The organism is Burkholderia sp. BCC1988, assembly GCF_905339895.1.
Lineage (GTDB): Bacteria > Pseudomonadota > Gammaproteobacteria > Burkholderiales > Burkholderiaceae > Burkholderia.
Map to the genome: position 1 here is coordinate 165,522 of NZ_CAJPHA010000018.1, position 26,415 is coordinate 191,936.

The window sequence follows — 26,415 nt, forward strand, 5'->3', positions numbered from 1 at the left end:
GTGACCCCGTAGTGTTTTATTCGCTAGTGCGAGCGGATGCGGGCACGAGGCCGACGGCATCGTCGCGCCCCGCGATCAGCGGGTAGATGATCCCCGCAATTGCCGCGCCGATGATCGGCGCGACCCAGAACAGCCACAGCTGGCCGATCGCCTCGCCGCCCACGAACAGCGCGGGGCCGGTCGAGCGGGCCGGGTTCACCGACGTGTTGGTGACCGGGATCGAGATCAGGTGGATCAACGTCAGGCACAGGCCGATCGCGATCGGCGCAAAGCCGGCCGGCGCGCGCTTGTCGGTGGCGCCGAGAATCACGAACAGGAAGAAGCCCGTCATCACGACTTCGCAGATGAACGCCGCGCCGAGCGAGTAGTGGCCGGGCGAGCGCTCGCCGAAGCCGTTCGTCGCAAAGCCGCTGCCGACGACGTCGAAGCCCGGCTTGCCGGTCGCGATCAGGTACAGCACGAACGCACCGAGCGTCGCGCCGACGACCTGCGCAACGATATACGGCGCGAGATCGCGTGCCGGGAAGCGGCCGGCGACCGTCAGGCCCACGCTGACGGCCGGATTCAGGTGGCAACCCGAAATATGGCCAATCGCGAATGCCATCGTCAGCACGGTCAGGCCGAAGGCGAGCGCGACGCCGGCGAAGCCGATGCCGAGGCCCGGAAAGGCTGCGGCCAGCACGGCGCTTCCGCACCCGCCGAGCACCAGCCAGAACGTGCCGAATACCTCTGCAGCCAGACGCTGAGAAAGATTCATGTAAGGATCCCGTTCAAGTGGGTTGAAGACAAACGGATGACCGGATGATTTATTCCGTCACCCCGAATTGGTCTGGATTATAGGAAATGAATCGGCTGGGTGAGGGTCAACGATTGTTAAATTCGAATGGCTGACGAATGGCTTTTATTAGAATAAGTCCGCATTCTCGATATAGCCGATTCGGTTAAAGATGGCAGCATTAATTTTGAAGGGCAGGGCGGCAGTGCGGATGACGTAACGGGTGTTGGCGTTCCGGCCGGAACTGCCGGCGCCGCATCATGGAAAAGGGAGCCGAAAAATGTCTCAATACGCGAAACTCAAGGCGCAGATCGCCGATCTGCAGGCCCAGGCGGATGACGTGCGTCGCCAGGAAGTGGCGGCGGTGATCGCCGACGTCCAGCGAATGATTGCCGAATATGGCCTGACGGCCCAGGATCTGGGCTTCGCGGAGCGAGCGCGGCGCGGCCGTCCGCCGAAAAAGGCACCGCTCCCCCCGAAATACCGCGACCCGAAGTCGGGTGCAACCTGGAGCGGGCGCGGCAAGCCGCCGAATTGGATCGTCGGAAAAAACCGCGATCGTTTCCTGATCGAATGAGCGCGCAAAAAGAAAGAGCCGCATCGACTGCGGCTCTTTGGCGCCTTTGGGTTTTACGCGCCGATTTCGGCGCGAATTTCACCGAATATTTCTGACGAATTTCGCCGTCACGCGCTCGCGACGCGACGCAAGGTCGGCCGCTTTGCCGTCGCGCAAAGCGATTCGTAAGTTTCGACATAGCGCCGTGCCATCGCTTTCGAGCTGAAGCGCGTATCGAAGCGCGCGCGGATCGCGTCGCGCGACAGGCTGTCGATCCGGTGCAGCGCACCGACCGCGCCCTGGACGTCCTCGACGATGAAGCCGGTCACGCCGTCCTCGATCACTTCTGGCACCGAGCCGCGGTTGAACGCGACGACCGGCGTGCCGCAGGCCATCGCCTCGATCATCACCAGGCCGAACGGTTCCGGCCAGTCGATCGGGAACAGCAGCGCCTTGGCGCCGGACAGGAACGCTGGCTTCTGCGCCTCGTTGATCTCGCCGATGAATTCGACATGCGCCTCGCCGAGCAGCGGCTCGATCACTTCCTTGAAGTAGTCGGCGTCGGCCTTGTCGACCTTCGCGGCGATCTTCAGCGGCAGCCCGCTTTGCGCGGCGATCCGGATCGCGGTGTCGACCCGCTTTTCGGGGCAGATCCGGCCGAGGAACGCGAGATATTCGGGCTTCACGTCCGGTTGCGGCGTGAGCAGCGTGTCGGGCAGCCCGTGATACACGGTGCCGGCCCACGCGGCCTGCGGCAGCGGCTTGCGCTGGTTGTTCGAGATCGACACGACCGGCGCGTCCGGGAACGCGTCGAACACCGGTTGCAGCTCCGGCAGGTCGAGGCGGCCGTGCAGCGTCGTCACGTACGGCGTGTCGAGGCGCGACATCAGCGGGAACGGCAGGTAGTCGAGGTGGAAGTGCAGCACGTCGAATTCGTGCGCGACACGGGCGACCTGCTCGATCAGGCGCATATGGGGCGCCATCGAGTCGCGGATCGACGGGTCGAGCCGCAGTGCGCGCGGCCATGCTGCCTCGAGACGGGCGGACGTGACGGAGTCGCCGCTCGCGAACAGCGTCACGTCGTGCCCCAGCTCGACGAGCGCCTCGGTGAGGTAGGACACGACACGCTCGGTGCCGCCATAGAGTTTCGGCGGGACAGCTTCGTAAAGCGGCGCGATCTGGGCAATACGCATGGACGTTCTCCGGTGTCGACCAGCGCAAAGCGCTCGAGCGCGCATGCTGGTCCGCTGCAGGGTTGCGGAACTCGCCGACGCACGCTGTCTGCGGTGCGTGGCCGGGTCCGTGGCGGGGTGCGCGGGACGCCGGGCGGCAAGCTGCGGGGCGGGCCGGCGCGGCTCCCGCCGCCGCCCATTTGAGTCCATTATCGATATCGCCTTCAGGGGTTCGAGTGTTTTTTCAAACACTTAAGGCTTGTTACACCATGAAATACGAGAAAACCCCGATAAAAAGGGTGCGAAAACATAAAACGAGATAGCCACCACAATTGTTGCGCTATCATGAAAAACCACTATAATTTTTACCGATTCAACTTCCGGCAGCCTTGCCGGATGGCCTTCAGCCGGATTCGTCCCATGCGGACCGCATCGCCGACGCATTCGCGCCCCATTCGCCCCCGCCGTTCGTTCCCTTTCAATTCGCCTTGTCGGAAAAATTCCTACACGGTTTACAGACAATTCCTGCGTGGCGTGCGCCACTTCGCTGATACCGGCATAAATGCCGTTTGGCCAGAATTCGCCCTGTAAGACTATAAACGTGCCGGCAGCGCGTCAGCAGGCGCCTGATCGAGCAAACGTTTTCACAATGAAAGGCCAAAGCAAAAGCTCTTAACGGGGGAATCATGAGCGCCACCAGCGAAATGCTCAGTGAGATCAAAGAGGTCAACCTGTCGTACCTCCTCCTCGCGCAGCGCCTGCTGCGGGAAGACAAGGCGATGGGCATGTTCCGCATGGGAGTTTCCCAGGAACTGGCCGACGTGCTCGCGAATCTCACGCTCGCCCAGACCGTGAAGCTCGCGGCATCGAACCAGATGTTGTGCCGTTTCCGCTTCGACGATCACGCGCTGCTGTCGTCGCTCGCCGACAAAGGCCGCAGCGACGTCGTCACGCATGCGCATTCCGCGATCCTGATGGCCGGCCAGCCGGTCGAAAGCGTCCGCTGATCCCTCCCCGCCTTGCGTTCGTGCCGGCGCGCCGCGTCGGCGGGCGGCGTATTGGCGATTCATCCGAACAACGTCAAGCGGACGGTTATTCACCATGGCAAGCAAAAGCGTCGTGATCGAGGTGAAGGAAATCACCCTCGCCATCGAACTGATCGAACTGGGCGCCAGGCTGCAGCTGCTGGAGGCGGAGACGAGCCTGTCGCGCGACCGCCTGATCAAGCTGTACAAGGAACTGAAGGGCGCGTCGCCGCCGAAGGGGATGCTGCCGTTCTCGACCGACTGGTTCATGACGTGGCAGCCGAACATCCACTCGTCGCTGTTCTACAACATCTACCGGTTCATGCAGGACCACGGCCGCTGCGAGCCGATCCAGTCGATCGTGAAGGCGTACCGGCTCTATCTGGAGCACGTGAACCTGTCCGGCGACGAGGCCGCGCTGAGTCTCACGCGCGCGTGGACGCTGGTGCGGTTCTTCGACTCGGGGATGCTGCAGATGACGCCGTGCACGCGCTGCGGCGGCCATTTCGTCGCGCATGCGCATGATCCGCATCAAGGTTTCGTGTGCGGCCTGTGCCAGCCGCCGTCGCGCGCGGGCAAGACCCGCAAGGCGGCCGCCGCACGCGCCGGGCTGGCCACCGCCGCGGCCTGAACGCCGCCGGGCGGGGCCGGGCGGGAGCCGCACGCCTTCCGCACGCCTGCCGCGCGCCGCGCGAACCGGCCGGGGCCTGCTGGTAAACACCGCCGCGCGGTCGCGGCGCGACCGCCAAAGTTTTCCTGCCGACTGCCGTAAACCTGATTAACGGCGGTCTCCCCGCCGGTCATTCGTGAGGGACAGGCAGTGCTGATTATCGTGGGAACACTCGTGACACTGTTGTCCGTCTTCGGCGGTTACGCGCTGGCAGGCGGGCATCTGGGCGCATTGGTCCAGCCGCTCGAGATCCTGATGATCGCAGGCGCGGGCGTCGGCGCGTTCATCCTCGGCAACGGCATGAAGACCATCAAGGCGACGCTGCGCGTGCTGCCGACGCTCTTCAAGGGCTCGAAGTACACCAAGGACGTCTACATGGAACTGATGGCGCTCCTGTACGTGCTGCTCGCGAAGGCCCGCAAGGAAGGCACGCTGACGCTCGAGGCCGACATCGACGATCCGGACAAGAGCCCGATCTTCACGCAATACCCGAAGATCCTCGCGGATCGCCACATCGTCGAATTCCTGACCGACTACCTGCGCCTGATGGTGGGCGGCAACATGAACGCGTTCGAGATCGAGAGCCTGATGGACGAGGAAATCGAGACGCACCACGCGGAAGGCGAAGGCCCCGCGCACGCGCTGATGCGCGTCGGCGACGCGATGCCGGCGTTCGGGATCGTCGCGGCGGTGATGGGCGTCGTGCACACGATGGCGTCGGCCGACAAGCCGCCCGCGGTGCTCGGCGCGATGATCGCGCAGGCGCTGGTCGGCACGTTCCTCGGGATCCTGCTGTCGTACGGGCTGATCGGGCCGCTCGCGAGCCTCGCGGAGCAGCGCGTCGCCGAGTCGACCAAGATGTTCCAGTGCATCAAGGTGACGATCCTCGCGAGCCTGAACGGCTATGCGCCGGCGATCGCGGTCGAGTTCGGCCGCAAGGTGCTGTTCTCGACCGAGCGGCCGTCGTTTACCGAGCTCGAAGAGCATGTGCGCCGCGTGAAGGCGAAGTGACGCGGAGCATTCGATGAGCAAGAGCAAGGATCGCGCGATCGTCGTCAAACGGGTGGCCCCGCAGAAGAAGGGCCACCACGGCGGCGCCTGGAAGCTCGCGTATGCGGACTTCATGACCGCGATGATGGCGTTCTTCCTGCTGATGTGGCTGCTGAGCTCGGTCACGCCGGTGCAGCTGAAGGGGATCGCCGAGTACTTCAACACGCCGCTGAAGGCCGCGCTGTTCGGCAGCGGCGATCGCAGCTCGCAGGACTCGAGCATCATCAACGGCGGCGGCCGCGACCTGTCGAGCCTCGATGCCGGCACGCTGCGCCGTACCGACGGCACGACGTCGCTCGCCGATCGCGTCGCGAAGGCCGGCGACGACAGGACGCGCTCGCAGGCGCAGGGCGCACAGGACCGGCTCGAGCAGGCGCGCCTGCACGACCTGCAGATCAAGCTGATGGCGGCGATCGAGGCGAATCCGACGCTGCGCCAGTTCAAGCAGCAGATCCGCATCGATTCGACGCTGATGGGGCTGCGCATCGAGATCGTCGATTCGCAGAAGCGGCCGATGTTCGCGATGTCGAGCGACCACGTCGAGCCGTACATGCGCGACATCCTGCGCGAGATCGGCAAGACGCTGAACGACGTGCCGAACCGGATCATCGTCCAGGGCCACACCGACGCGGTGCAATACGCGGGCGGCGAGGGCGGCTACAGCAACTGGGAACTGTCGGCCGATCGCGCGAACGCGTCGCGCCGCGAGCTGATCGCGGGCGGCATGGACGAGTCGAAGGTGCTGCGCGTGCTCGGCCTCGCGTCGACGCAGAACCTGAACAAGGCCGATCCGCTCGATCCGGAAAACCGCCGGATCAGCGTGATCGTGCTGAACCGCAAATCCGAAGACGCGCTGATGCGCGACGACACGACGACCACGACGCTGTCGGCCGACGCCGCGGGCTCGAAGCAACTGGCCCAGCAGCTCGACGGCACGGCGCCGGCCGCGCGACCGGTGCTCGCGAGCGCCGTCGCCGTGGTGCCGAAACCCTGACGTTTCCAAGATTTCGAGACGCGTATGAAACAACCTTCACGCTCACTTCGTTCGCTGCCCCCCGAGGGGGCGGTCAGCCACCCTGGAGCGGTCCTGCGGAGCCCGACATGATCCGAACCATTCTCGCCATCGACGACTCCGCGACCATGCGTGCGCTGCTGCAGGCGACGCTTGCGCAGGCCGGCTACGACGTGACGGTGGCGCCGGACGGCGAAGCCGGCTTCGACATGGCGGCCACCGTGCCGTACGACCTGGTGCTGACCGACCAGAACATGCCGCGCAGGAACGGCCTCGAGGTGATCGCCGCGCTGCGCAAGCTGACGGCGTATGCGGACACGCCGATTCTCGTACTGACGACCGAAGGCAGCGATGCGTTCAAGGACGCCGCGCGCGACGCGGGCGCGACCGGCTGGATCGAAAAGCCGATCGACCCGGCCGTGCTGATCGACCTGGTCGCGACGCTGTCCGAGCAGACCGCCTCCTGACATGAACGCGACGAATCCAACCGGTGACCGGGCATGACTCTCGACATCACGCAGTTCTACCAGACCTTTTTCGACGAAGCGGACGAGTTGCTCGCGCAGATGGAGCAACTGCTGTTGAACCTCGACGTCGGCTCGCCGGACCCCGAGGACCTGGCCGCGATCTTCCGCGCCGCGCATTCGATCAAGGGCGGCGCGGCGACGTTCGGCTTTTCCGCGCTGACCGAGACGACCCACATCCTCGAGTCGCTGCTCGACCGCGCGCGCAACCATGAGCTGACGCTGACCAAGGAAATGGTCGACGCGTTCCTCGAGACCAAGGACGTGCTGTCCGACCAGCTGGTCGACTATCGCGCGAGCGCGGAACCGGACGCGGCGGCTGCCGCGACGATCTGCGCGAAGCTCGAACGCCTGAAGGCCGAGAGCGGCGCGGGCGCGCCCGCGGACGTCGCACCTGCCGCGCCTGCCGTGGAGACTGCACCGGCACCGGCGCCGGCCGCCGCTACCTCCGCCAGCGACCGCGCGCCCGATCACGTGGTCGAACAGGCGGTCGCGGCCGCGCATCCGGCGGCGGCTGCCGGCACGGACGGCCCGCACCTGAAGATCACGCTCGTCGGCGTCGACGCGAAGGACCAGGCGCTGCTCACCGAGGAGCTCGGCAATCTCGGCCGGATCGTCGGCCGCGAGGAAGCGGGCGCCGACCTGACGCTGTGGCTCGAATCGGACGTGCCGTCCGACGACATCGTCGCCGTGTGCTGCTTCGTGATCGACGACAGCCAGATCCGCATCGCGCGCGGCACCGCGCCGGCCGCACCGGCGGCGCCTGCCGCCACGCCGGCCGCCGTCGAACCGGCCGCCGCGCCGGAGCCGGCCGCGCGGGTCGAGGTCTTCGCGCAAGCCCCCGGTGCCGCCCCGGCCGCCGCCGCACCGCAGGCGCAGCCGAGCGCCGTCGCGCAACCGGCGCCGCAACAGGCATCGCAACCGGCATCGCAACCGCACGCAGAACCCGCCGCGCAGGCTGTCCAGGCTGCCGCGCACCACGACGACAAGCGTCCGCGCCCGGCCGCCGCCGCATCGGGCGCCGAAGGCAGCTCGATCCGCGTCGGCGTCGAGAAGGTCGACCAGCTGATCAACCTGGTCGGCGAGCTCGTGATCACGCAGGCGATGCTCGCGGAAACCGCGAGCGCGTTCGATCCGGCGCTGCACGACCGCCTGTTCAACGGGATGGCGCAGCTCGAGCGCAACGCGCGCGACCTGCAGGAAGCGGTGATGTCGATCCGCATGATGCCGATGGACTACGTGTTCAGCCGCTTCCCGCGGCTCGTGCGCGACCTCGCCGGCAAGCTCGGCAAGCAGGTCGAGCTGGTCACGTTCGGCCAGGCGACCGAGCTGGACAAGAGCCTGATCGAGCGGATCATCGACCCGCTCACGCACCTCGTGCGCAACAGCCTCGACCACGGGATCGAGACGGTCGACAAGCGCGTCGCCGCCGGCAAGGACGGCGTCGGCCAGCTCGTGCTGTCGGCCGCGCATCACGGCGGCAACATCGTGATCGAGGTCAGCGACGACGGCGCGGGCCTGAACCGCGAGCGGATCCTCGCGAAGGCCGCGAAGCAAGGCATGCAGATTTCCGAAAACATCAGCGACGACGAAGTCTGGCAGCTGATCTTCGCGCCGGGCTTCTCGACCGCCGAAACCGTGACCGACGTGTCGGGCCGCGGCGTCGGGATGGACGTCGTGAAGCGCAACATCCAGTCGATGGGCGGCCACGTAGAGATCACGTCGCAGGCCGGTCGCGGCACGACCACGCGGATCGTGCTGCCGCTCACGCTGGCGATCCTCGACGGGATGTCGGTGAAGGTCGGCAGCGAGATCTTCATCCTGCCGCTGAACTTCGTGATGGAGTCGCTGCAGCCGTCGAACGACGACATCTACACGGTCGGCAACGGCGAGCGCGTGGTGCGCGTGCGCGGCGAATACCTGCCGCTCGTCGCGCTGCACGAGGTGTTCTCGGTCGAGGACGCGCGCACCGATCCGACCCAGGGCATCGTCACGATCATGGAAACCGAGGGGCGCCGCTTCGCGATGCTGATCGACGAGCTGGTCGGCCAGCAGCAGGTGGTCGTGAAGAACCTCGAAACCAATTACCGCAAGGTGCACGGCATCTCTGCGGCGACCATTCTCGGCGACGGCAGTGTCGCGCTGATCGTCGACGTCGCGGCGCTGAACCGCGAAACCCGTGCGACGCACGGCGCCCGAGCCGGCGCCGAGCTCGCCATTTTCTGACTCTCGCCATTCAACCGATTGGGGGCAAACGTGTCCGCTGAAGTCCAAATGATCAATCCGGCCGCGGCGAACGCGGCAACCAGCCGCCGCGATGCGGAGCAGGGCGATGCGACGGGCCAGGAATTCCTCGTCTTCACGCTCGGCGACGAGGAGTACGGGATCGACATCCTGAAGGTGCAGGAAATCCGCGGCTACGACAGCGTCACGCGCATCGCGAACGCGCCGGACTTCATCAAGGGCGTGATCAACCTGCGCGGGATCATCGTGCCGATCGTCGACATGCGGATCAAGTTCCATCTCGGCCGCGTCGAGTACGACCACCAGACGGTGGTGATCATCCTGAACGTGTCGAACCGCGTGGTCGGGATGGTGGTCGACGGCGTGTCGGACGTGCTGACGCTGCAGACCGACCAGATCATGCCGGCGCCGGAATTCGGCGCGACGCTGACGACCGAGTACCTGACGGGCCTCGGCACGGTCGACGGCCGGATGCTGATCCTGATGGACATCGAGAAGCTGATGTCGAGCCGGGAAATGGCGCTGATCGAGACGCTCGGCGCGTAAGCGCGCCGCGCGCGCAGGAACTTCGGGAGAATCTGCAATGTTGCATAACTGGTCGATCCGCACGACGCTCACGGCGGTCGGACTCATCCTCGTGGCGCTGGCCGCAGCCGTCGGCGGGCTCGGCCTGTACGCGCTGAATCACGCGAGCCGCTCGCTCGACGAGATTGCGCACGTCGACCTGCCGGCGATCCACACGCTCGACGACACGTCGTCGTACCTGCTGCGCGCGCGCGTGTCGCTCGACCGCTTCCGCTCGCTGACCGAAGCCGGCAACACGGCCGACGCGGGCAAGGTGCTCGACCGCGCGCAGGAGCTGTACGCGAAGTCGAACCAGAACTGGCAGGCGTTCCAGGCCACGCCGAAGCTCGGCATCGAGCAGGCGCTCGTCGACGAGCTCTCCGCACGCTACGCGACGATCGTGAAGGAAGGCGTCGAGCCGGAATTCGCGGCGGCGCGCGCGGGCGACATGGCCGCGTATCACGCGGTCGCCGACACGAAGATCAGCCCGATGTTCGTCGCGTACGACCAGGCGGCATCGGCCGTGGTCGCGTCGCTGCAGAAGCGCGCGGAGGAACGCCAGACCACGACGCAGTCGCAGATCTCGCTGATGATCGGCCTGATCGCGGCCGGCATCGCGATCGCGTTCGTCGTCGTAATCGCGATCCGCTTCGTGCTGCGCGGGCTGATCGTGAAGCCGCTCGAGGACGCGATCGCGCACTTCGAGCGGATCGCCGGCGGCGACCTCACGCAGCCGGTGAACGTGTTCAGCAACAACGAGATCGGCCGCCTGTTCGGCGGCATCAAGCGGATGCAGGACGCCGTGACGGCGATGGTGCAGGCCGTGCATCGCGGCACCGAATCGATCGACGTCGGCGCGCGCGAGATCTCGACCGGCAACACCGACCTGTCGCAGCGCACCGAGGAGCAGGCCGCGTCGCTGCAGGAAACCGCATCGAGCATGGAGCAGCTCACCGGCACCGTGCGGCAGAACGCGGAGAACGCGCGGCAGGCGAGCCAGCTCGCGGTGAACGCGTCCGACATCGCGACGCAGGGCGGCGAGGTGGTCGGCCAGGTCGTGTCGACGATGCAGGACATCGCGGCCAGCTCGGGCAAGGTCGTCGACATCATCGGCACGATCGAAGGCATCGCCTTCCAGACCAACATCCTCGCGCTGAACGCGGCGGTCGAAGCCGCGCGCGCGGGCGAGCAGGGCCGCGGCTTCGCGGTGGTTGCGGGCGAAGTGCGCTCGCTCGCGCAGCGCAGCGCGAGCGCCGCGAAGGAAATCAAGCAGCTGATCGGCGATTCGGCCGAGAAGGTCGACAGCGGGTCGGCGCTCGTCGCGCGGGCCGGCTCGACGATGGACGAGATCGTGCAGGCCGTGCGCCGCGTGACCGACATCATGGGCGAGATCAGCGCCGCGTCGGACGAGCAGTCGACCGGCATCGAGCAGGTCAATCGCGCGGTCGGCCAGATGGATTCCGTCACGCAGCAGAACGCGGCGCTCGTCGAGCAGGCCGCGGCCGCCGCCGCGTCGCTCGAGGAGCAGACGCGCCAGATGAAGGCGGTCGTGTCGGCGTGGCGCGTCGCGGGCGGCATCGCGCTCGCGCCGGCGCGCGGCGCCGCACGCCCGGCCGCGCACGCAGCGGCGCCGGCGCTGGCGTCGCCGTCGGAACGCCGCCATGAAACCGCGCCGGCCGCATTGCCGGCACCGCAGACGGCCGCTCAGCCGGCGCGCCGCGCGTCGCCTGCGCCCGCGTCGCATACGTCACATGCATCGGCACCGGCCGCGAGCCACGAAACGAAGCGTGCGCCGGACGCCGCCGCACGCGCGGCGAAGGAAGCGCCGGCCGCGGGCGGCTACGGCCCGCGTCTCGCGAAGGCGGCCGCCGCACCGGCGCACAAGCCGGCCGACAAGCCCGCGCTCGTGCGTCCGGCGCTGAGCAGCGAGAAGCCGGCGCTGGCCGCGGCCGGCACGTCCGATGACGACTGGGAGACCTTCTAAGCCATGCCGTCCGCGCGCGCACCGTTTCGACCCGATGCACCGGATGCCTCGCCCCGCGCGGGCGAGCCGGGGCGCGACTTCGCGTTCACCGGCGCGGATTTCGCACGCATCCGCGCGCTGATTCATCAACGCGCGGGCATCTCGCTGTCCGAGCACAAGCGCGACATGGCGTACAGCCGGCTCGCGCGCCGGCTGCGCGCCCGCGGCCTCGACACGTTCCGCGACTACCTCGACCTGCTCGAGCAGGAGGACGATCCGCTCGAGTGGGAGGCGTTCACCAACGCGCTGACGACGAACCTGACCGCGTTCTTCCGCGAGTCGCACCATTTCCCGATCCTGGCCGACTTCGTGAAGGGGCGCGCGGCGCCCGTGTCGGTGTGGTGCTCGGCGGCGTCGACCGGCGAGGAGCCCTATTCGATCGCGATCACGCTGATCGAGGCGCTCGGCGAATCGGCCGCGCGCGGCGCATCGATCCTCGCGACCGACCTCGACACGCAGGTGCTCGCGAAGGCCGAGGCCGGCATCTATACGTACGACCAGGTCAAGCACCTGAGCCCGGAGCGGCTCAAGCGCTTCTTCCTGAAGGGCACCGGCGCGCAGGCCGGCCGCGTGAAGGTGCGCCCGGAGCTGCGCGCGATGATCCGCTTCGAGCAGCTGAACCTGACCGATGCCGACTACGGGATCGCGAAGCCGTTCGACGCGATCTTCTGCCGCAACGTGATGATCTATTTCGACAAGCCGACGCAGGGGCAGGTGCTGTCGCGCTTCGAGCCGCTCGTGAAACCGGGCGGGCTGCTGTTCGCCGGGCATTCGGAGAATTTCACCTACGTCTCGCAGGCGTTCCGGCTGCGCGGGCAGACGGTGTACGAGCTGACGCACGATGCCGCGCCGGGCCTGCGCCCGCGCGGCGCGGCGCCGGCCGCGGCGGTGCCGCCGCGCGCCCATGCGCGTGCCGCGGGCGTCGCGCCCGCTTACGGAGAACGCGGATGAGCGCGCTGCCGATCGCCACCAATCGTTACTTCGACAACCACTTCGAACGCCCCGGCGTGAAGCTGCTGCCGAACGAGTTCTACACGACGTCCGAGGACATGGTGCTGATGACCGTGCTCGGCTCGTGCGTCGCCGCGTGCCTGCATGACCCGATCGCGGGCATCGGCGGAATGAATCACTTCATGCTGCCCGACGACGGCGCCGACGCCGGCGCGGCCGCATCGGAGTCGATGCGCTACGGCGCGTATGCGATGGAAGTGCTGATGAACGAACTGATCAAGGCCGGCGGGCGCCGCGAGCGCCTCGAGGCGAAGGTGTTCGGCGGCGCGGCCGTGCTGGCAGGGATGACGACCATCAACATCGGCGACCGCAACGCGGATTTCGTGCGCCGCTATCTCGCGCTCGAGCGCATCCGCATCACCGCGGAGGACCTGCAGGGCGTGCACCCGCGCAAGGTCGCGTTCATGCCGCGCAGCGGGCGCGCGATGGTGAAGAAGCTGCGGCTGCAGGTGCCGGGCGTGACCGAGCGCGAAGCCGCGCTGGCGCGCGAGGCCGACCGCGTGCACGCCGCCCGGACGCGCGCGCACGTCGAGCTGTTCGCGGCGAAGCGCCCGGCCGCGCCGCCGCCGGCGCGCCCGCGCATCGAGCTGTTCGGCGCACGCGGCGGCGCGGGCGCGCAGCCGGCGACCGCGAAGGCCACCAGCCCGAACGCCGGCAGCCCGTACGCGGCCAACCATTCAAGAAAGCAGGAGGCATGACCGCAGTGCAGAAGATCAAAGTGTTGTGCGTCGACGATTCGGCGCTCATCCGCAGCCTGATGACGGAGATCATCAACAGCCAGCCCGACATGACGGTATGCGCGACCGCGCCGGATCCGCTCGTCGCGCGCGAACTCATCAAGCAGCACAACCCGGACGTCCTGACGCTGGACGTCGAAATGCCGCGCATGGACGGCCTCGACTTCCTCGAGAAGCTGATGCGCCTGCGGCCGATGCCGGTCGTGATGGTGTCGTCGCTGACCGAGCGCGGCTCCGAGATCACGCTGCGCGCGCTCGAACTCGGCGCGGTGGATTTCGTCACGAAGCCGCGCGTCGGGATCCGCGACGGCATGCTCGACTACGCGGAAAAGCTCGCGGACAAGATCCGCGCGGCGTCGCGCGCCCGCGTGCGCCAGGCACCGCAGCCGCAGGCGGCCGCCGCGCGCACCGCGAGCGGCCAGCCGGCCGCGCCGATGATCAACAACCCGCTCGTCAGTACCGAGAAGCTGATCATCATCGGCGCGTCGACGGGCGGCACCGAGGCGATCCGCGAGGTGCTGACGCCGCTGCCGCCGGATGCGCCGGCGGTGCTGATCGCGCAGCACATGCCGCCCGGCTTCACGAAGTCGTTCGCGCAGCGGCTGAACGGCCTGTGCCGGATCGCGGTGAAGGAAGCCGAGCACGGCGAGCGCGTGCTGCCGGGTCATGCGTACATCGCACCGGGCCATGCGCACCTGCTGCTCGCGCGCAGCGGCGCGAACTACATCGCGCAGCTGTCCGACGAGCCGCCGGTGAACCGCCACCGGCCGTCGGTCGACGTGCTGTTCCGCTCGGCGGCGCAGCACGCGGGCAAGAATGCGATCGGCGTGATCCTCACGGGGATGGGCCGCGACGGCGCGGCCGGCCTGCTGGACATGAAGCGGGCGGGCGCCCACACGTTCGCGCAGGACGAGGCGAGCTGCATCGTGTTCGGGATGCCGCGCGAGGCGATCGCGCTCGGCGGCGCGGACGAGGTCGCGCCGCTTGCCGAGATGAGCCGGCGCGTGATGGCGCGGCTGGCGACGATGGGTGACCGCGTGCAACGCGTCTGAATGAAATGTCACGGGGCGCGTGCGAAGCCGCGGGCCCCGACGGTAACGAATCTGCAAAGGAACGACGATGGACAAGAGCATGAAAATCCTGGTGGTGGACGATTTCCCGACGATGCGCAGGATCGTCCGCAACCTGCTCAAGGAACTGGGCTACACGAACGTCGACGAAGCCGAGGACGGCGCGGCCGGCCTCGCGCGCTTGCGCGGCGGCGGCTTCGACTTCGTGATCTCGGACTGGAACATGCCGAACCTCGACGGCCTCGCGATGCTGAAGGAAATCCGCGCGGACGCGACGCTCACGCATCTGCCGGTGCTGATGGTCACGGCCGAGTCGAAGAAGGAGAACATCATCGCGGCCGCGCAGGCCGGCGCGAGCGGCTACGTCGTGAAACCGTTCACGGCCGCGACGCTCGACGAGAAGCTGAACAAGATCATCGACAAGATGGCCAAGGCCGGGAGCTGACGTGAACGAGCCGATCCATGCGGCGCTCGCCGGCGCTGCGTTCAGCGCCGACGGCCACGCCGAAGGCGCCGATTACGCGAGCGACCGGATCCTCGCGCGCATCGGCCACGTCACGCGCACGCTGCGCGATTCGATGCGCGAGCTCGGGCTCGACAAGCATGTCGAGCGCGCGGCGGAAGCCGTGCCCGATGCACGCGACCGGCTGCGCTACGTCGCGACGATGACCGAGCAGGCGGCCGAGCGCGTGCTGAACGCGATCGAGGTCGCGAAGCCGGTGCAGGCGCGCATCCAGAACGAGGCCGAGGCGCTCGACGCGCGCTGGGCGCAGTGGTACGCGGCGCCGATCGAGCATGCGGACGTGCGCGCGCTGATGGACGACACGCGCACGTTCCTGCGCGCGCTGCCCGAAGCGACGTCCGCGACCAGCGCGCAGCTGCTCGAGATCATGCTCGCGCAGGATTTCCAGGACCTGACCGGGCAGGTGATCAAGAAGATCATGGACATGGTCTATCTGATCGAGCAGCAGCTGCTCACCGTGCTCGTCGAGAACATCGCGCCCGAGCGGCGCGAGCAGTTCGCGGCGACCGCGGCCGCGCTCGCGGCCGAGCAGATCAGCGCGACCGGCAGCCCCGAGTCGCTGCTGAACGGGCCGCAGATCGCACCGGAAGGCAAGTCCGACGTCGTGCAGGACCAGGCGCAGGTCGACGACCTGCTCGCGAGTCTCGGCTTCTGACCGTGCCGCACCGCACGCCACCAGGCCGCTTCCGTTCGCGGAGCGCCCGGTGCGCGCGGCTTTCACCGTGTCTCTCCCGCCGAGCCCCCCGCGCGCGGGTCGTGCCGCTCGTCATGCTGCGCCGCGTCATGCATCGTTGATTTGACACTCCGACACACTCCGCAGGCATACTACGCATCAGCAGCAACGAAGCGTCATTCTTAAGACTTTGATTTGTTGGCCCGCGGCGCCGTGCCTGATGGCGGCACCGCCGGCAACGAAGCCAGTCCCTTTGGGGGGGAACGTGAAGCTGAAACGCTTGGGCTGGGCCGCCGCGCACGCGACGGCTGCAATGGGTGTGCTGTGGGCCGTCCACGCACAGGCCGAACTGGGCGGCGCACCGATGTCGCCGCCGGCGGACGATCACGCCGCCACGGTGCGCGCGCTGCAGCGCGCGATGCGCTCCGCCGACGGCGCGCAGGCGAGCGCGGCCGCCTACACCGTCCGCGAGATCACGCTCGGATCGGGCACCGTCATACACGAATACGCGAGCGCGGCCGGCACCGTGTTCGGCCTCGCCTGGCGCGGGCCGAGCATGCCGGATCTCGAGTCGCTGCTCGGCAGCTATTTCCCGCAGTACACCGCCGGCGTTCAGGCGGCGCATGCGGCGCGCGGCTGGCGCGCGCCCGTGTCCGTCGACACGAGCGGCCTCGTGATCCGCACGGGCGGCCACATGGGCGCCTTCGCGGGCCAGGCATGGCTGCCGGCGGCGCTGCCTGCCGGGCTGACCGGCAACGACATCCAGTGACAGCGGGAGAGCGATCTTGAGAATTCCTCGTACCTTCAGGCGCTGGCTCGGGCTGCTGAGCGTCGCGGCCGTGACGGCCATGCTCGTGACCGCCTGCGGCGGCGGCGATGACAACGGCGGCGGCAGCGGCGGCAGCGGCGGCGGCAATGGCTCCAACGTATCGGACGGCAATACCGCGAACACGGCCGTGATCACGGTCGGCACCGGCGTCGCGCACGTGATCAACATCCCGACCGTCAACGTGAAGATCTGCGTGCCGGGCACGACGAACTGCCAGGTGGTCAACAACGTGCTCGTCGACACCGCGTCGTACGGGCTGCGGCTCGTCAGCAGCGCGCTGTCGTCGGGCGTGTTGAACAACCTGCCGCAGACGACGAGCGGCGGCGCGCCGGTCGCCGAGTGCGGCAAGTTCGTGTCGAGCTTCACGTGGGGTTCGGTGCGTACCGTCGACCTGTCGATCGGTACCGAGCAGGCGGGTTCGCTGCCGGTGCAGATCATCGGCGATCTCGGCACGACCAACGTGCCGAGCTCGTGCTCGAACAACGGCGCCAGGACGTCGGCGAACACGGCGAGCGACCTCGGCGCGAACGGCATCCTCGGCATCGGGCCGGCGCCGGTCGATTGCGGCACGAGCTGCGCGACGTCGACGTCGGCGACGTCCAACAACTACTACGCGTGCCCGAACGGCAATGCGAGCTGCGCCGTGGCGCTGGTGCCGGTCGCGCAGCAGGTGGCCAACCCGGTCCATCGCTTCGCGACCGACAACAACGGCGTGATCGTGCAGATGCCGAACATCTCGAGCAGCGGGCAGGGCAGCGCGACGGGCCTGCTGACGTTCGGGATCGGCACGCAGGGCAACAATGCGCTGGGGGCGTCGACGGTGCTGACGTCGACGACGACGGGCGACGTGAGTGCGACGTTCCTCGGCGGCAACGTGACCGCGTTCTTCGATACGGGCTCGAACGCGTACTTCTTCAACGATTCGGCGCAGAAGGCCTGTACGACCAACACGCAGTTCTACTGCCCGTCGTCGACGACCACCTATACGGCGACGCTGACCGGCCAGAACGGGAAGTCGGGCGGCGTGTCGATGCCCGTCGCGAACGCCGATTTGCTGTTCGCGAATGCGTCGACGTTCGCGTTCAACGACATCGCCGGCCCGTTCGGCGCGGCCGGTTGGCTCGATCTCGGCATGCCGCACTTCTACGGCAAGACGATTTACTTCGGGATGGACCGGACTGCGACCGGCGGCGCGCAGCCTTACGTCGCGTTCTGATCGCGCACGGACGGCAGCAGCAGGAAGGGGGGCGAGCGATCGCCCCCTTTTTTTTAGGTTCGTCGCGGATTCCCGGGGAACGCCGCGCCAGCGCCTACGATATAAGACCGGCACCGGTGCCGGCACGACATCGAGGAGACAGCGCCATGAGCCAGCGTATCCAACGCATCACGCCGTTTCTGTGGTTCGACCACGACGCCGAGGCGGCCGCCCGCTTCTACGTGTCGGTGTTCGACGACGCGCGCATCCTGCACGTCGCCCGTTACGGCAAGTCCGGCGCGCAGGCGTCGGGCCAGGCGGAGGGCGCGGTGATGACGGTGTCGTTCGAACTGGACGGGCAGGCGTTTCTCGCGCTGAACGGCGGCCCGGCGTTCCCGCTCACACCGGCCGTGTCGTTCGTCGTCAACTGCCGCGACCAGCAGGAGATCGACCGCTACTGGGCGGCCCTGGCCGAAGGCGGCGACGAGCGCGCGCAGCAGTGCGGCTGGCTGCGCGACCGCTTCGGCGTGTCGTGGCAGGTGGTGCCGGTGCAGATGCCCGAACTGATGGCGGGCGACCCGGCACGCGCCGAACGCGTGATGGCGCAGGTGATGAAGATGAAGAAGCTCGATCTCGGCGCGTTGCAGCAGGCGGCGGCCGATTAGCGAACGCCGGCCGGGGGACGCGCCGTTTTCGACGTGCGCGCGCGACGTCCGGCGATATTCCCGGCCGGTCGGTCAATCAGCGCAGAACGATCGTTTCGATTATCGAGCGAGATGCGTTTCACGCTGGTGTAATCAAGTCGTGGATTATCTTGCTGCTATTTATGTCAGGTCGTCGCGATTATAAAAATGACGTGACATGCGCGTTGGCGATACGGCACGCCGCCGCTGCGGCCGCTCCAGTAATGCGAAAGACGGCGTGAGAGACGGTCAACATGCGAAAGGAGATGCGATGCGAAGAAATTCAAACTTATAATGCCCGCGTTGTTTCCGAGGTCGTCGATATAAAACATGAGGGCAATAAGATGAGTTTCAGTGAAGCCGTTCGTGCCGCACTCAATCAATACGCGAAATTCGAGGGCCGCGCGCGCCGCGCGGAATACTGGTATTTCGCGTTGCTCACGAGCGTCGTGTCGATCATCTGCCAGGCGATCACCATGGTGGGGCGCGACACGAGCGCGATCTCGCTGCTGCTGATGATCGTCGCGGCCGTCGTGTCGCTCGCGCTGGTGCTGCCGAGCCTCGCGGTCACCGTCCGCCGCCTGCACGATACGGGCCGCTCGGGCTGGTTCCTGCTGATCGCGCTCATTCCGCTCGTCGGCGGGATTCTGCTGCTCGTATGGATGTGCTCGCGCGGCACCAACGGCCCGAATCGTTTCGGCTCGGATCCGATTCCGGCGATCTGAGCGCCGGCCGCCCCGACGCGCGACGCGCGACGCCGTCGTGTCGGGGCGGGCCGACGATCGCTTCACGGCTGCCTTGCTTCGCTGCTTGGCAGATCCCACGTTTCCCCGTTTCCCCGTTTCTCCGCTTCGCCGCTTCCCCGCGTCACACCTTCATCCACATCACCACGTCACCACGTCACCGCGCCACCGTGCCACCGTGCCACCGCGCCACCGTGCCACCGCGCCGCCGCGCCGCCGCGCCGCCGTGCCCGCGAACGCGGTTTCCATCGTCTCCCCACGCGCCGCACCCGCCCGCCGGCTGCCCGCCGGCTGTCCGCCGCCCCCGCTCGCCCGATTCCTCGAAATACCCCCCTTTCCCGGCTTTGCTCGACCGATCGGCGTTTGACGGGCGCATGAATAATCGGTGTCACTGGAGAACGGCATTTCGCCGTACCCGACTGGAGGCCCCGTGGCAGACGAGAGCGATCTCGACAGAACCGAAGCCGCCACTCCGAGGCGCCGCGAGAAGGCGCGCGAGGAGGGGCAGGTCGCGCGTTCGCGCGAGCTGGCTTCGTTCGCGCTGCTCGCGGCCGGGTTCTACGGCGCGTGGCTGCTCGCGGGTCCGTCGGGCGCCCACCTCCAGGCGATGCTGCGCGGTGCGTTCGCGTTCGATCGCGCGACCGCGTTCGACCCGCACCGGATGCTGTCGGCGGCCGGCAGCGCGAGCCTCGAGGGTCTCGCCGCGCTGCTGCCGATCCTGGCGCTCACCGGCCTCGCCGCGCTGCTCGCGCCGATGGCGCTCGGCGGCTGGCTGATCTCGCAGAAGACCTTCGAGCTGAAGTTCGACCGCCTGAACCCGATCTCGGGCCTGGGCCGGATGTTCTCGATCCAGGGGCCGATCCAGCTCGGGATGTCGCTCGCGAAGACGCTCGTCGTCGGCGGGATCGGCGGGATCGCGATCTGGCGCAGCAAGGACGAGCTGCTCGGTCTCGCGACCCAGCCGCTCGGCTCGGCGCTCGCCGATGCGCTGCACCTGGTCGCCGTGTGCTGCGGCACGACGGTCGCCGGGATGCTGGTGGTCGCCGCGCTCGATGTGCCTTACCAACTCTGGCAGTACAACAAGAAGTTGCGCATGACGAAGGAAGAAGTGAAGCGCGAGCATCGCGAGAACGAAGGCGATCCGCACGTGAAGGGCCGCATCCGCCAGCAGCAGCGCGCGATTGCGCGGCGCCGGATGATGGCCGCCGTGCCGAAGGCCGACGTGGTCGTCACGAACCCGACGCACTTCGCCGTCGCGCTGCAGTACACGGACGGCGAGATGCGCGCGCCGAAGGTCGTCGCGAAGGGCGTGAACCTCGTCGCCGCGCGCATCCGCGAACTCGCGGCCGAGCACAACGTGCCGCTGCTCGAGGCGCCGCCGCTCGCGCGTGCGCTGTATCACAACGTCGAACTCGAACGCGAGATTCCCGGCTCGCTGTACTCGGCTGTCGCCGAAGTGCTCGCATGGGTCTACCAGCTCAAGCGTTTCCGCTCGGAAGGCGGCGCCTTCCCGGCCGCGCCGGTCGACCTCGACGTGCCGGCCGACCTCGACAAGGGGTCGTCTGTATCGGCCGGCGACGAGCGTGAAGAAGCCGAAGACACGCTCGGCAAGCAAGGGAACGCAGCATGAGCACCCCGACCACCGGCCTGTTCGCCAAGCGCGCGAACCCGTTCGCGGGCACCAACCTGCGCGCGCTCGCGGGCCCGATCCTCATCTGCATGATCCTGGGGATGATGATCCTGCCGCTGCCGCCGCTGCTGCTGGATCTGCTGTTCACGTTCAACATCGCGCTGTCGGTGATGGTGCTGCTCGTCAGCATGTACACGATGAAGCCGCTCGACTTCGCGGCGTTCCCGAGCGTGCTGCTGTTCTCGACGCTGTTGCGGCTGTCGCTGAACGTCGCGTCGACGCGCGTCGTGCTGCTCGAAGGCCACACCGGCCCCGACGCGGCCGGCCAGGTGATCGAGGCGTTCGGTCACTTCCTCGTCGGCGGCAACTTCGCGGTCGGCATCGTCGTGTTCGTGATCCTGATGATCATCAACTTCATGGTGATCACGAAGGGCGCGGGGCGGATCGCCGAAGTGTCCGCGCGCTTCACGCTCGACGCGATGCCCGGCAAGCAGATGGCGATCGACGCCGACCTGAACGCCGGCCTCATCAACGAGGAGCAGGCCCGCAAGCGCCGCCTCGCCGTGTCGCAGGAAGCCGAGTTCTACGGGTCGATGGACGGCGCGTCGAAGTTCGTGCGCGGCGACGCGATCGCGGGCCTGATCATCATGGCGATCAACGTGATCGGCGGGCTGATCGTCGGGATGGTGCAGCACGACATGAGCTTCGCCGCGGCCGGCACCAACTACACGCTGCTGACGATCGGCGACGGCCTTGTCGCGCAGATCCCGTCGCTCGTGATCTCGACCGCGGCCGGCGTGATCGTGTCGCGCGTCGCGACCGACGAGGACATCGGCACGCAGATCACCGGCCAGCTGTTCACCAACCCGCGCGTGCTCAACATCACCGGCGCGATCATCGTGCTGATGGGGCTGATCCCGGGCATGCCGCACGTCGCGTTCCTCGCGCTCGGCGGCGGCGCGATCTGGCTGGCCCGCACGCAGACGCGTCGCGCGGCGGCCCGCGTGGCGGCCGGCGACGTGACCGAGATCGCACCGCCGGCCGCGCTGCCGGGCGACAGCCACGAGGCGACGTGGGACGACGTGCAGCTGATCGATCCGCTCGGCCTCGAAGTCGGCTACCGGCTGATCCCGCTCGTCGACAAGAACAGCGACGGCGAGCTGCTCAAGCGCATCAAGAGCATCCGCAAGAAATTCGCGCAGGAAATCGGCTTCCTGCCGCCGGTGATCCACATCCGCGACAACCTCGAGCTGCGGCCGAACGCATACCGGATCGCGCTGAAGGGCGTCGAGATCGGCACGGGCGAAGTGTTCCCGGGCCAGTGGCTCGCGATCAACCCGGGCCAGGTGACGGCCGCGCTGCCGGGCGCCACGACGCAGGATCCGGCGTTCGGGTTGCCGGCCGTGTGGATCGACGTCGCGATGCGCGAGCAGGCGCAGGTGTACGGCTACACGGTCGTCGATGCGAGCACGGTCGTCGCGACCCACCTGAACCATCTGGTCGTGCAGCACGCGGCCGAGCTGCTCGGCCGCCAGGAAGTGCAGTCGCTCGTCGAGCGCACCGGCAAGGATGCGCCGTCGCTCGTCGAGGACCTCGTGCCGAAGACGATCTCGCTGACGACGCTGCAGAAAGTGCTGCAGAACCTGCTCGAGGAAGGCGTGCCGATCCGCGACATGCGCACGATCCTCGAGGCCGTGTCCGAACACGCGGGCCGCGGCGACGCGTACGAGATCACCGCCGCGGTGCGGCTGTCGCTCGGCCGGGCGATCACGCAGCAGTGGTATCCGGGCGCGGGCGAGATGCAGGTGATGGGCCTCGATTCGAATCTCGAGCGCGTGCTGTCGCAGGCGCTCGCCACCGGCGCGAACCCGGGCCTCGAACCCGGCCTCGCGCACAACCTTCTGACCGGCACGCAGCAAGCGATGCTGCGTCAACAGAATCTCGGGCTGCCGCCCGTGCTGCTGGTGCAGCACGCGCTGCGCGCGATGCTCGCGCGTTTCCTGCGCCGCAGCCTGCCGCAACTGAAAGTGCTGTCGTATGCCGAAGTGCCGGACACGCGCACGATCAAAGTCGTTAACGTCATCGGGGGTTCCGCTTGAACATTCGCAAATTCACCGGCGCGACCAGCCGCGACGCGCTCCGCCTCGTGCGCGAGGCACTGGGTGCCGACGCCGTCGTGCTGTCGAACCGCACGCTCGATGACGGCAGTGTCGAAATCGTCGCGCTCGCCGATTCGGATCTCGCCGCGGTCACGCCGCCGGCCGCGGCCCGGGCGCGCAGCCTTCCGCCGCGCACGCCGGAATCCGTGCCGGCCGCAGCCGTGCCGGGCATCGTGTCGCGCCCGGGTGCCGGGCTCGCGCGCCCGGCCGTCAATCCGTATGCGGCAGGCGAGGGCGGGCTCCCGGACGTGTTTTCCTCGGTGTTCGGCGCGCGCGCCGAAGCGACGGAGCCGGCCGCGGAATCGACCGCCTTCGACGCGGATGCCGACGCGCACGCAACGGCCGCGGCATCGGCTGCGCCGGTTGCGCCGATCACCGCTGCCGGCACGCCGTCGGCAGCGTCCGAACCCGCGCCGTGGCTCGTCGAGCACGCGAAACGCCTGACCCAGCAGCGCGAAGCGCTGATCGCCCGCGCGCAGGCCGCGCCGGCCGCCCCGCAAGCGCCGGCCCGCACGCAGCAGGACGCCGCACCCGCGACGCCGGCCGCCTGGGCGCGCGACATCGTGCGCGACGCCGAGCGCCGGATGCCGCCGGCCGCCGCTGCGACGGCCCGCCAGGGCGAAACGGGCGCCGCGAAGCCGGCCGAACGCACGCGCCTGTCCGCCGAGGCCGCCGCCGCGGTGGCCGACGCGGTGAAGGCGCGCGTCGAGAGCATCGTCAACGACACGGTGATGCACGAGCTCGGCGCGATGCGCGGGATGATGGAAGCGCAGTTCGACAGCCTGATGTGGCACGACCGCCAGCGCCGCAGCCCGGTGCACGGCGCGCTGACCCGGCACCTGTTCTCGGCCGGCTTCTCCGCGCAGCTGGTGCGCATGCTGGTCGACAACCTGCCGTCCGGCGACGGCGCGCAGACCTTCGAGCAGGCCGCCGACTGGGCGCAGTCGGTGCTCGCGGCGAACCTGCCGGTGCTCGAGAGCGAAGACGCGCTGATGGAGCGCGGCGGCGTGTTCGCGCTGATGGGGCCGACCGGCGTCGGCAAGACGACGACCACCGCGAAGCTCGCCGCGCGCTGCGTGATGCGCTTCGGCGCGAGCAAGGTCGCGCTGCTGACCACCGACAGCTACCGGATCGGCGGCCATGAGCAGCTGCGCATCTTCGGCAAGATCCTCGGCGTCCCCGTGCATGCGGTGAAGGATGCGGGCGATCTCGAGCTCGCGCTGTCCGAGTTGCGCAACAAGCACATCGTGCTGATCGACACGATCGGCATGAGCCAGCGCGACCGCGCGCTGTCCGACCAGATCGCGATGCTGCACGGTGCGAACGCGCCGGTGCAGCGCCTGCTGCTGCTCAACGCGACGAGCCACGGCGACACGCTCAACGAGGTCGTCCAGGCCTACCGCAGCGCGGCCGACCATCCGCACGCGGCACACCCCGATCTCGCCGGCTGCATCCTGACCAAGCTCGACGAGGCGACCCACCTCGGCGGTGTGCTCGACACGGTGATCCGCTACAAGCTGCCGGTCCACTACGTGTCGACCGGCCAGAAGGTGCCGGAGAACCTGTACGTCGCGTCGACCAAATTCCTGCTGAAGAGCGCGTTCTGTGTGCCGCGCGACGGCTCGCCCTTCGTGCCGCAAGACGAAGACATGCCGACGCTGCTGTCCGCACTGACCGCACGTTCCACCGCCGAGCTGCACGAGGTGCGATTTGGATAAACGGATCATCGATCAGGCCGAAGGGCTGCGGCGCCTGCTGGCCGGGCGCGCGTCGCGCATCGTCGCGGTGACGGGCGGGCCGGCGGGCGTCGGCTGCACGTCCACCGTCGTGAACCTCGCGGCGGCGCTGACCGCGCTCGGCAAGGACGTGCTCGTCGTCGACGAGCGCGCCGACGTGCAGTCGGCCACGGCGACGCTCGCGGGCGCCTGGCTGCGCGACGGCGAACGCACGCGCGTCGCGGCCGGCTTCGGCCTGTGCGCAGCCGCGCGGCTCGCACGCGACGGCTACGACGATACGGAACTGAGCGACTTCGTCGACGGCCAGGCCGACATCGTGCTGGTCGACGCGCAGCTCGGCGCCGACGGCGGGTTCTCCGCGCTCGCGCGCGAGGCGCACGACGTGCTGATCGTCACGCGGGTCGCCGCGCAGGCGATCACCGAGGCGTACGCGTGCATGAAGCGGCTGCATTTCGCGCACGCGGTCGCGCAGTTCCGCGTGCTGACCAATCACGTCGGCAGCCACGCCGACGCGAGGACCGCATTCGACAACCTCGCGGGCGTCGCGAGCCGCTACCTGACGGTGTCGATCGCCGACGCCGGCTGCGTGAACGCCGATCCGCTCGTCGAGCATGCGCGCGACCTGATGCATACCGCGGTCGACGCGTTTCCATCGTCGGCCGCCGCGCGCGATTACCGGCAGATTGCCGCCGATCTGCTGTACTGGCCGATGCGCCCGGGCACGGGCGCGGGGCGCGCCGTGCATGCGGGCGGCAAGCCGTCTTACGAGGCGGGTGCGGCGCACGCCGCGTGAGCGCCACCGCAAGGAGAGAGCCATGATGTACAACGCTCAGGGAAAGATGACCCAGGCCGACGTGCTCGCGCAATACGCGCCGCTCGTGCGGCGCCTGGGGCTGCAGCTCGTCGCGAAGATGCCGGCGAGCGTCGACCTCGACGACCTGATCCAGGCCGGCATGATCGGCCTGATGGACGCGGCCGGCCGCTACAAGGAAGACCAGGGCGCGCAGTTCGAGACCTACGCGACCCAGCGCATCCGCGGCGCGATGCTCGACGAGCTGCGCAGCAACGACTGGCTGCCGCGCAGCCTGCGCAAGACGTCGCGCGAGGTCGAGCACGCGGTGCACCAGGTCGAGCAGCAGCTCGGCCGCTCGGCGAGCGAGACCGAGATCGCGCAGCACCTGAAGATGCCGCTCGACGAATACCAGGGGATGCTGCAGGACCTGCACGGCAGCCAGCTCATCTATTACGAGGATTTCGACCGCGCGGCCGACGACGAGCCGTTCCTCGACCGCTATCGCGTCGATCACGCCGATCCGCTGTCGGCGCTGCTCGACGACCACCTGCGCGAGGCGCTCGTCGACGCGATCGACCGGCTGCCCGAGCGCGAGAAGCTGCTGATGTCGCTGTACTACGAGCGCGGGCTGAACCTGCGCGAGATCGGCGCGGTGCTCGAGGTCAGCGAGTCGCGCGTGTGCCAGCTGCACAGCCAGGCCGTCGCGCGCCTGCGCGCGCGGTTGCGCGAACAGGCTTGGGTCGGCGCGGAGAACTGACCCTTTCATTGCGCCCACGCGCGCCGATGCCGCGCGCGGCGCGCATTTCCCGCGCCGATTTGCTACAATCCCTCCCGTTTTCCGAGGAGCGTTGCGACGGACCATCCTGCGTCCGCCAGGCTCGGAAAGCTTCACCAAGCAGCCGTGCGGCGATATTTGCACCGGCCCCGCTTCCTGAACGGCGCTCACGTCACCAATTTCTAGAACTTTTTTAGAAAGGAGGGCGTGATGAACGCCATTATCGATTCCCAGGCTTCCAAG

The 26,415-nt window shown here is 68.2% G+C and carries 25 protein-coding genes and 1 riboswitch; of the genes, 23 read left to right on the forward strand and 2 right to left on the reverse strand.

The window, feature by feature from the left end:
* Positions 1 to 16 precede the first annotated feature (16 nt).
* Positions 17 to 757: an aquaporin Z gene (gene aqpZ / locus U4012_RS24925; RefSeq protein ID WP_321802070.1), complete on the reverse strand. Its 741-nt coding sequence runs from the start codon at positions 755 to 757 to the stop codon at positions 17 to 19.
* A 298-nt stretch (positions 758 to 1,055) separates the two neighbouring features.
* Here aqpZ and U4012_RS24930 point away from each other — a divergent pair, with 298 nt between their 5' ends.
* Positions 1,056 to 1,352, forward strand: coding sequence for an H-NS histone family protein (locus tag U4012_RS24930; RefSeq protein WP_006489320.1), 297 nt, complete (start codon positions 1,056 to 1,058; stop codon positions 1,350 to 1,352).
* Between the two features lie 107 nt (positions 1,353 to 1,459).
* Here U4012_RS24930 and U4012_RS24935 read toward each other — a convergent pair whose 3' ends face one another.
* On the reverse strand, positions 1,460 to 2,524 hold the full coding sequence (locus U4012_RS24935; protein ID WP_044849179.1) for a glycosyltransferase family 4 protein: 1,065 nt from the start codon (positions 2,522 to 2,524) through the stop codon (positions 1,460 to 1,462).
* 665 nt (positions 2,525 to 3,189) lie between these two features.
* Here U4012_RS24935 and flhD point away from each other — a divergent pair.
* From flhD to U4012_RS25045, 22 genes are all read left to right on the forward strand, one after another.
* A complete protein-coding gene (gene flhD / locus U4012_RS24940; protein WP_014895554.1) occupies positions 3,190 to 3,510 on the forward strand; it encodes a flagellar transcriptional regulator FlhD in 321 nt (106 codons plus the stop codon).
* 94 nt (positions 3,511 to 3,604) lie between these two features.
* The gene (flhC, locus tag U4012_RS24945) at positions 3,605 to 4,159 is read left to right on the forward strand and encodes a flagellar transcriptional regulator FlhC (protein WP_124520474.1); all 555 of its coding nucleotides are present in this window, start codon (positions 3,605 to 3,607) and stop codon (positions 4,157 to 4,159) included.
* 189 nt (positions 4,160 to 4,348) lie between these two features.
* Positions 4,349 to 5,209, forward strand: a complete 861-nt coding sequence (gene motA / locus U4012_RS24950; RefSeq protein WP_124486860.1) for a flagellar motor stator protein MotA — start codon at positions 4,349 to 4,351, stop codon at positions 5,207 to 5,209.
* A gap of 13 nt (positions 5,210 to 5,222) precedes the next feature.
* On the forward strand, positions 5,223 to 6,242 hold the full coding sequence (gene motB, locus U4012_RS24955) for a flagellar motor protein MotB (RefSeq protein ID WP_321802071.1): 1,020 nt from the start codon (positions 5,223 to 5,225) through the stop codon (positions 6,240 to 6,242).
* A gap of 107 nt (positions 6,243 to 6,349) precedes the next feature.
* On the forward strand, positions 6,350 to 6,727 hold the full coding sequence (locus U4012_RS24960; RefSeq protein WP_044849175.1) for a response regulator: 378 nt from the start codon (positions 6,350 to 6,352) through the stop codon (positions 6,725 to 6,727).
* 33 nt (positions 6,728 to 6,760) lie between these two features.
* Positions 6,761 to 9,010 (forward strand): chemotaxis protein CheA, encoded by a 2,250-nt coding sequence (gene cheA / locus U4012_RS24965; protein ID WP_321802072.1) that lies wholly within the window; start codon positions 6,761 to 6,763, stop codon positions 9,008 to 9,010.
* A 48-nt stretch (positions 9,011 to 9,058) separates the two neighbouring features.
* Positions 9,059 to 9,574: a chemotaxis protein CheW gene (cheW, locus tag U4012_RS24970; RefSeq protein WP_039320139.1), complete on the forward strand. Its 516-nt coding sequence runs from the start codon at positions 9,059 to 9,061 to the stop codon at positions 9,572 to 9,574.
* A 37-nt stretch (positions 9,575 to 9,611) separates the two neighbouring features.
* Positions 9,612 to 11,576 carry a methyl-accepting chemotaxis protein gene (locus U4012_RS24975; protein ID WP_321802073.1) on the forward strand — a complete coding sequence of 655 codons (1,965 nt, stop codon included), beginning with the start codon at positions 9,612 to 9,614 and terminating at the stop codon, positions 11,574 to 11,576.
* Between the two features lie 3 nt (positions 11,577 to 11,579).
* Positions 11,580 to 12,566 carry a CheR family methyltransferase gene (locus U4012_RS24980; protein WP_321802074.1) on the forward strand — a complete coding sequence of 329 codons (987 nt, stop codon included), beginning with the start codon at positions 11,580 to 11,582 and terminating at the stop codon, positions 12,564 to 12,566.
* The gene (cheD, locus tag U4012_RS24985) at positions 12,563 to 13,324 is read left to right on the forward strand and encodes a chemoreceptor glutamine deamidase CheD (protein ID WP_321802075.1); all 762 of its coding nucleotides are present in this window, start codon (positions 12,563 to 12,565) and stop codon (positions 13,322 to 13,324) included. The genes U4012_RS24980 and cheD overlap by 4 nt, the downstream gene beginning before the upstream one ends.
* Positions 13,321 to 14,415, forward strand: coding sequence for a protein-glutamate methylesterase/protein-glutamine glutaminase (locus tag U4012_RS24990; protein ID WP_044846376.1), 1,095 nt, complete (start codon positions 13,321 to 13,323; stop codon positions 14,413 to 14,415). Before cheD ends, U4012_RS24990 begins: the two co-directional genes overlap by 4 nt.
* 67 nt (positions 14,416 to 14,482) lie before the next feature.
* A complete protein-coding gene (cheY, locus tag U4012_RS24995; protein WP_006754880.1) occupies positions 14,483 to 14,878 on the forward strand; it encodes a chemotaxis response regulator CheY in 396 nt (131 codons plus the stop codon).
* A 1-nt stretch (position 14,879) separates the two neighbouring features.
* The gene (cheZ, locus tag U4012_RS25000) at positions 14,880 to 15,611 is read left to right on the forward strand and encodes a protein phosphatase CheZ (RefSeq protein ID WP_321802076.1); all 732 of its coding nucleotides are present in this window, start codon (positions 14,880 to 14,882) and stop codon (positions 15,609 to 15,611) included.
* A 283-nt stretch (positions 15,612 to 15,894) separates the two neighbouring features.
* Complete coding sequence (locus tag U4012_RS25005) at positions 15,895 to 16,398, forward strand: DUF2844 domain-containing protein (RefSeq protein ID WP_124486866.1); 504 nt, start codon at positions 15,895 to 15,897, stop codon at positions 16,396 to 16,398.
* Positions 16,399 to 16,414: 16 nt separating this feature from the next.
* The gene (locus tag U4012_RS25010; RefSeq protein ID WP_044846373.1) at positions 16,415 to 17,674 is read left to right on the forward strand and encodes a DUF3443 domain-containing protein; all 1,260 of its coding nucleotides are present in this window, start codon (positions 16,415 to 16,417) and stop codon (positions 17,672 to 17,674) included.
* A gap of 146 nt (positions 17,675 to 17,820) precedes the next feature.
* Positions 17,821 to 18,318 (forward strand): VOC family protein, encoded by a 498-nt coding sequence (locus U4012_RS25015; RefSeq protein ID WP_321802077.1) that lies wholly within the window; start codon positions 17,821 to 17,823, stop codon positions 18,316 to 18,318.
* Positions 18,319 to 18,680: 362 nt separating this feature from the next.
* Complete coding sequence (locus tag U4012_RS25020; RefSeq protein ID WP_321802078.1) at positions 18,681 to 19,061, forward strand: DUF805 domain-containing protein; 381 nt, start codon at positions 18,681 to 18,683, stop codon at positions 19,059 to 19,061.
* A 448-nt stretch (positions 19,062 to 19,509) separates the two neighbouring features.
* Positions 19,510 to 20,709, forward strand: coding sequence for a flagellar biosynthesis protein FlhB (gene flhB / locus U4012_RS25025; RefSeq protein ID WP_321802079.1), 1,200 nt, complete (start codon positions 19,510 to 19,512; stop codon positions 20,707 to 20,709).
* Complete coding sequence (gene flhA / locus U4012_RS25030; RefSeq protein ID WP_124486870.1) at positions 20,706 to 22,808, forward strand: flagellar biosynthesis protein FlhA; 2,103 nt, start codon at positions 20,706 to 20,708, stop codon at positions 22,806 to 22,808. Before flhB ends, flhA begins: the two co-directional genes overlap by 4 nt.
* A complete protein-coding gene (flhF, locus tag U4012_RS25035; protein WP_321802080.1) occupies positions 22,805 to 24,586 on the forward strand; it encodes a flagellar biosynthesis protein FlhF in 1,782 nt (593 codons plus the stop codon). The genes flhA and flhF overlap by 4 nt, the downstream gene beginning before the upstream one ends.
* Positions 24,579 to 25,397 (forward strand): MinD/ParA family protein, encoded by an 819-nt coding sequence (locus tag U4012_RS25040; RefSeq protein ID WP_044846367.1) that lies wholly within the window; start codon positions 24,579 to 24,581, stop codon positions 25,395 to 25,397. The genes flhF and U4012_RS25040 overlap by 8 nt, the downstream gene beginning before the upstream one ends.
* Before the next feature lie 22 nt (positions 25,398 to 25,419).
* The gene (locus U4012_RS25045) at positions 25,420 to 26,154 is read left to right on the forward strand and encodes an RNA polymerase sigma factor FliA (RefSeq protein WP_044846366.1); all 735 of its coding nucleotides are present in this window, start codon (positions 25,420 to 25,422) and stop codon (positions 26,152 to 26,154) included.
* A 77-nt stretch (positions 26,155 to 26,231) separates the two neighbouring features.
* Positions 26,232 to 26,348, forward strand: a riboswitch (S-adenosyl-L-homocysteine riboswitch).
* Positions 26,349 to 26,415: the final 67 nt, after the last annotated feature.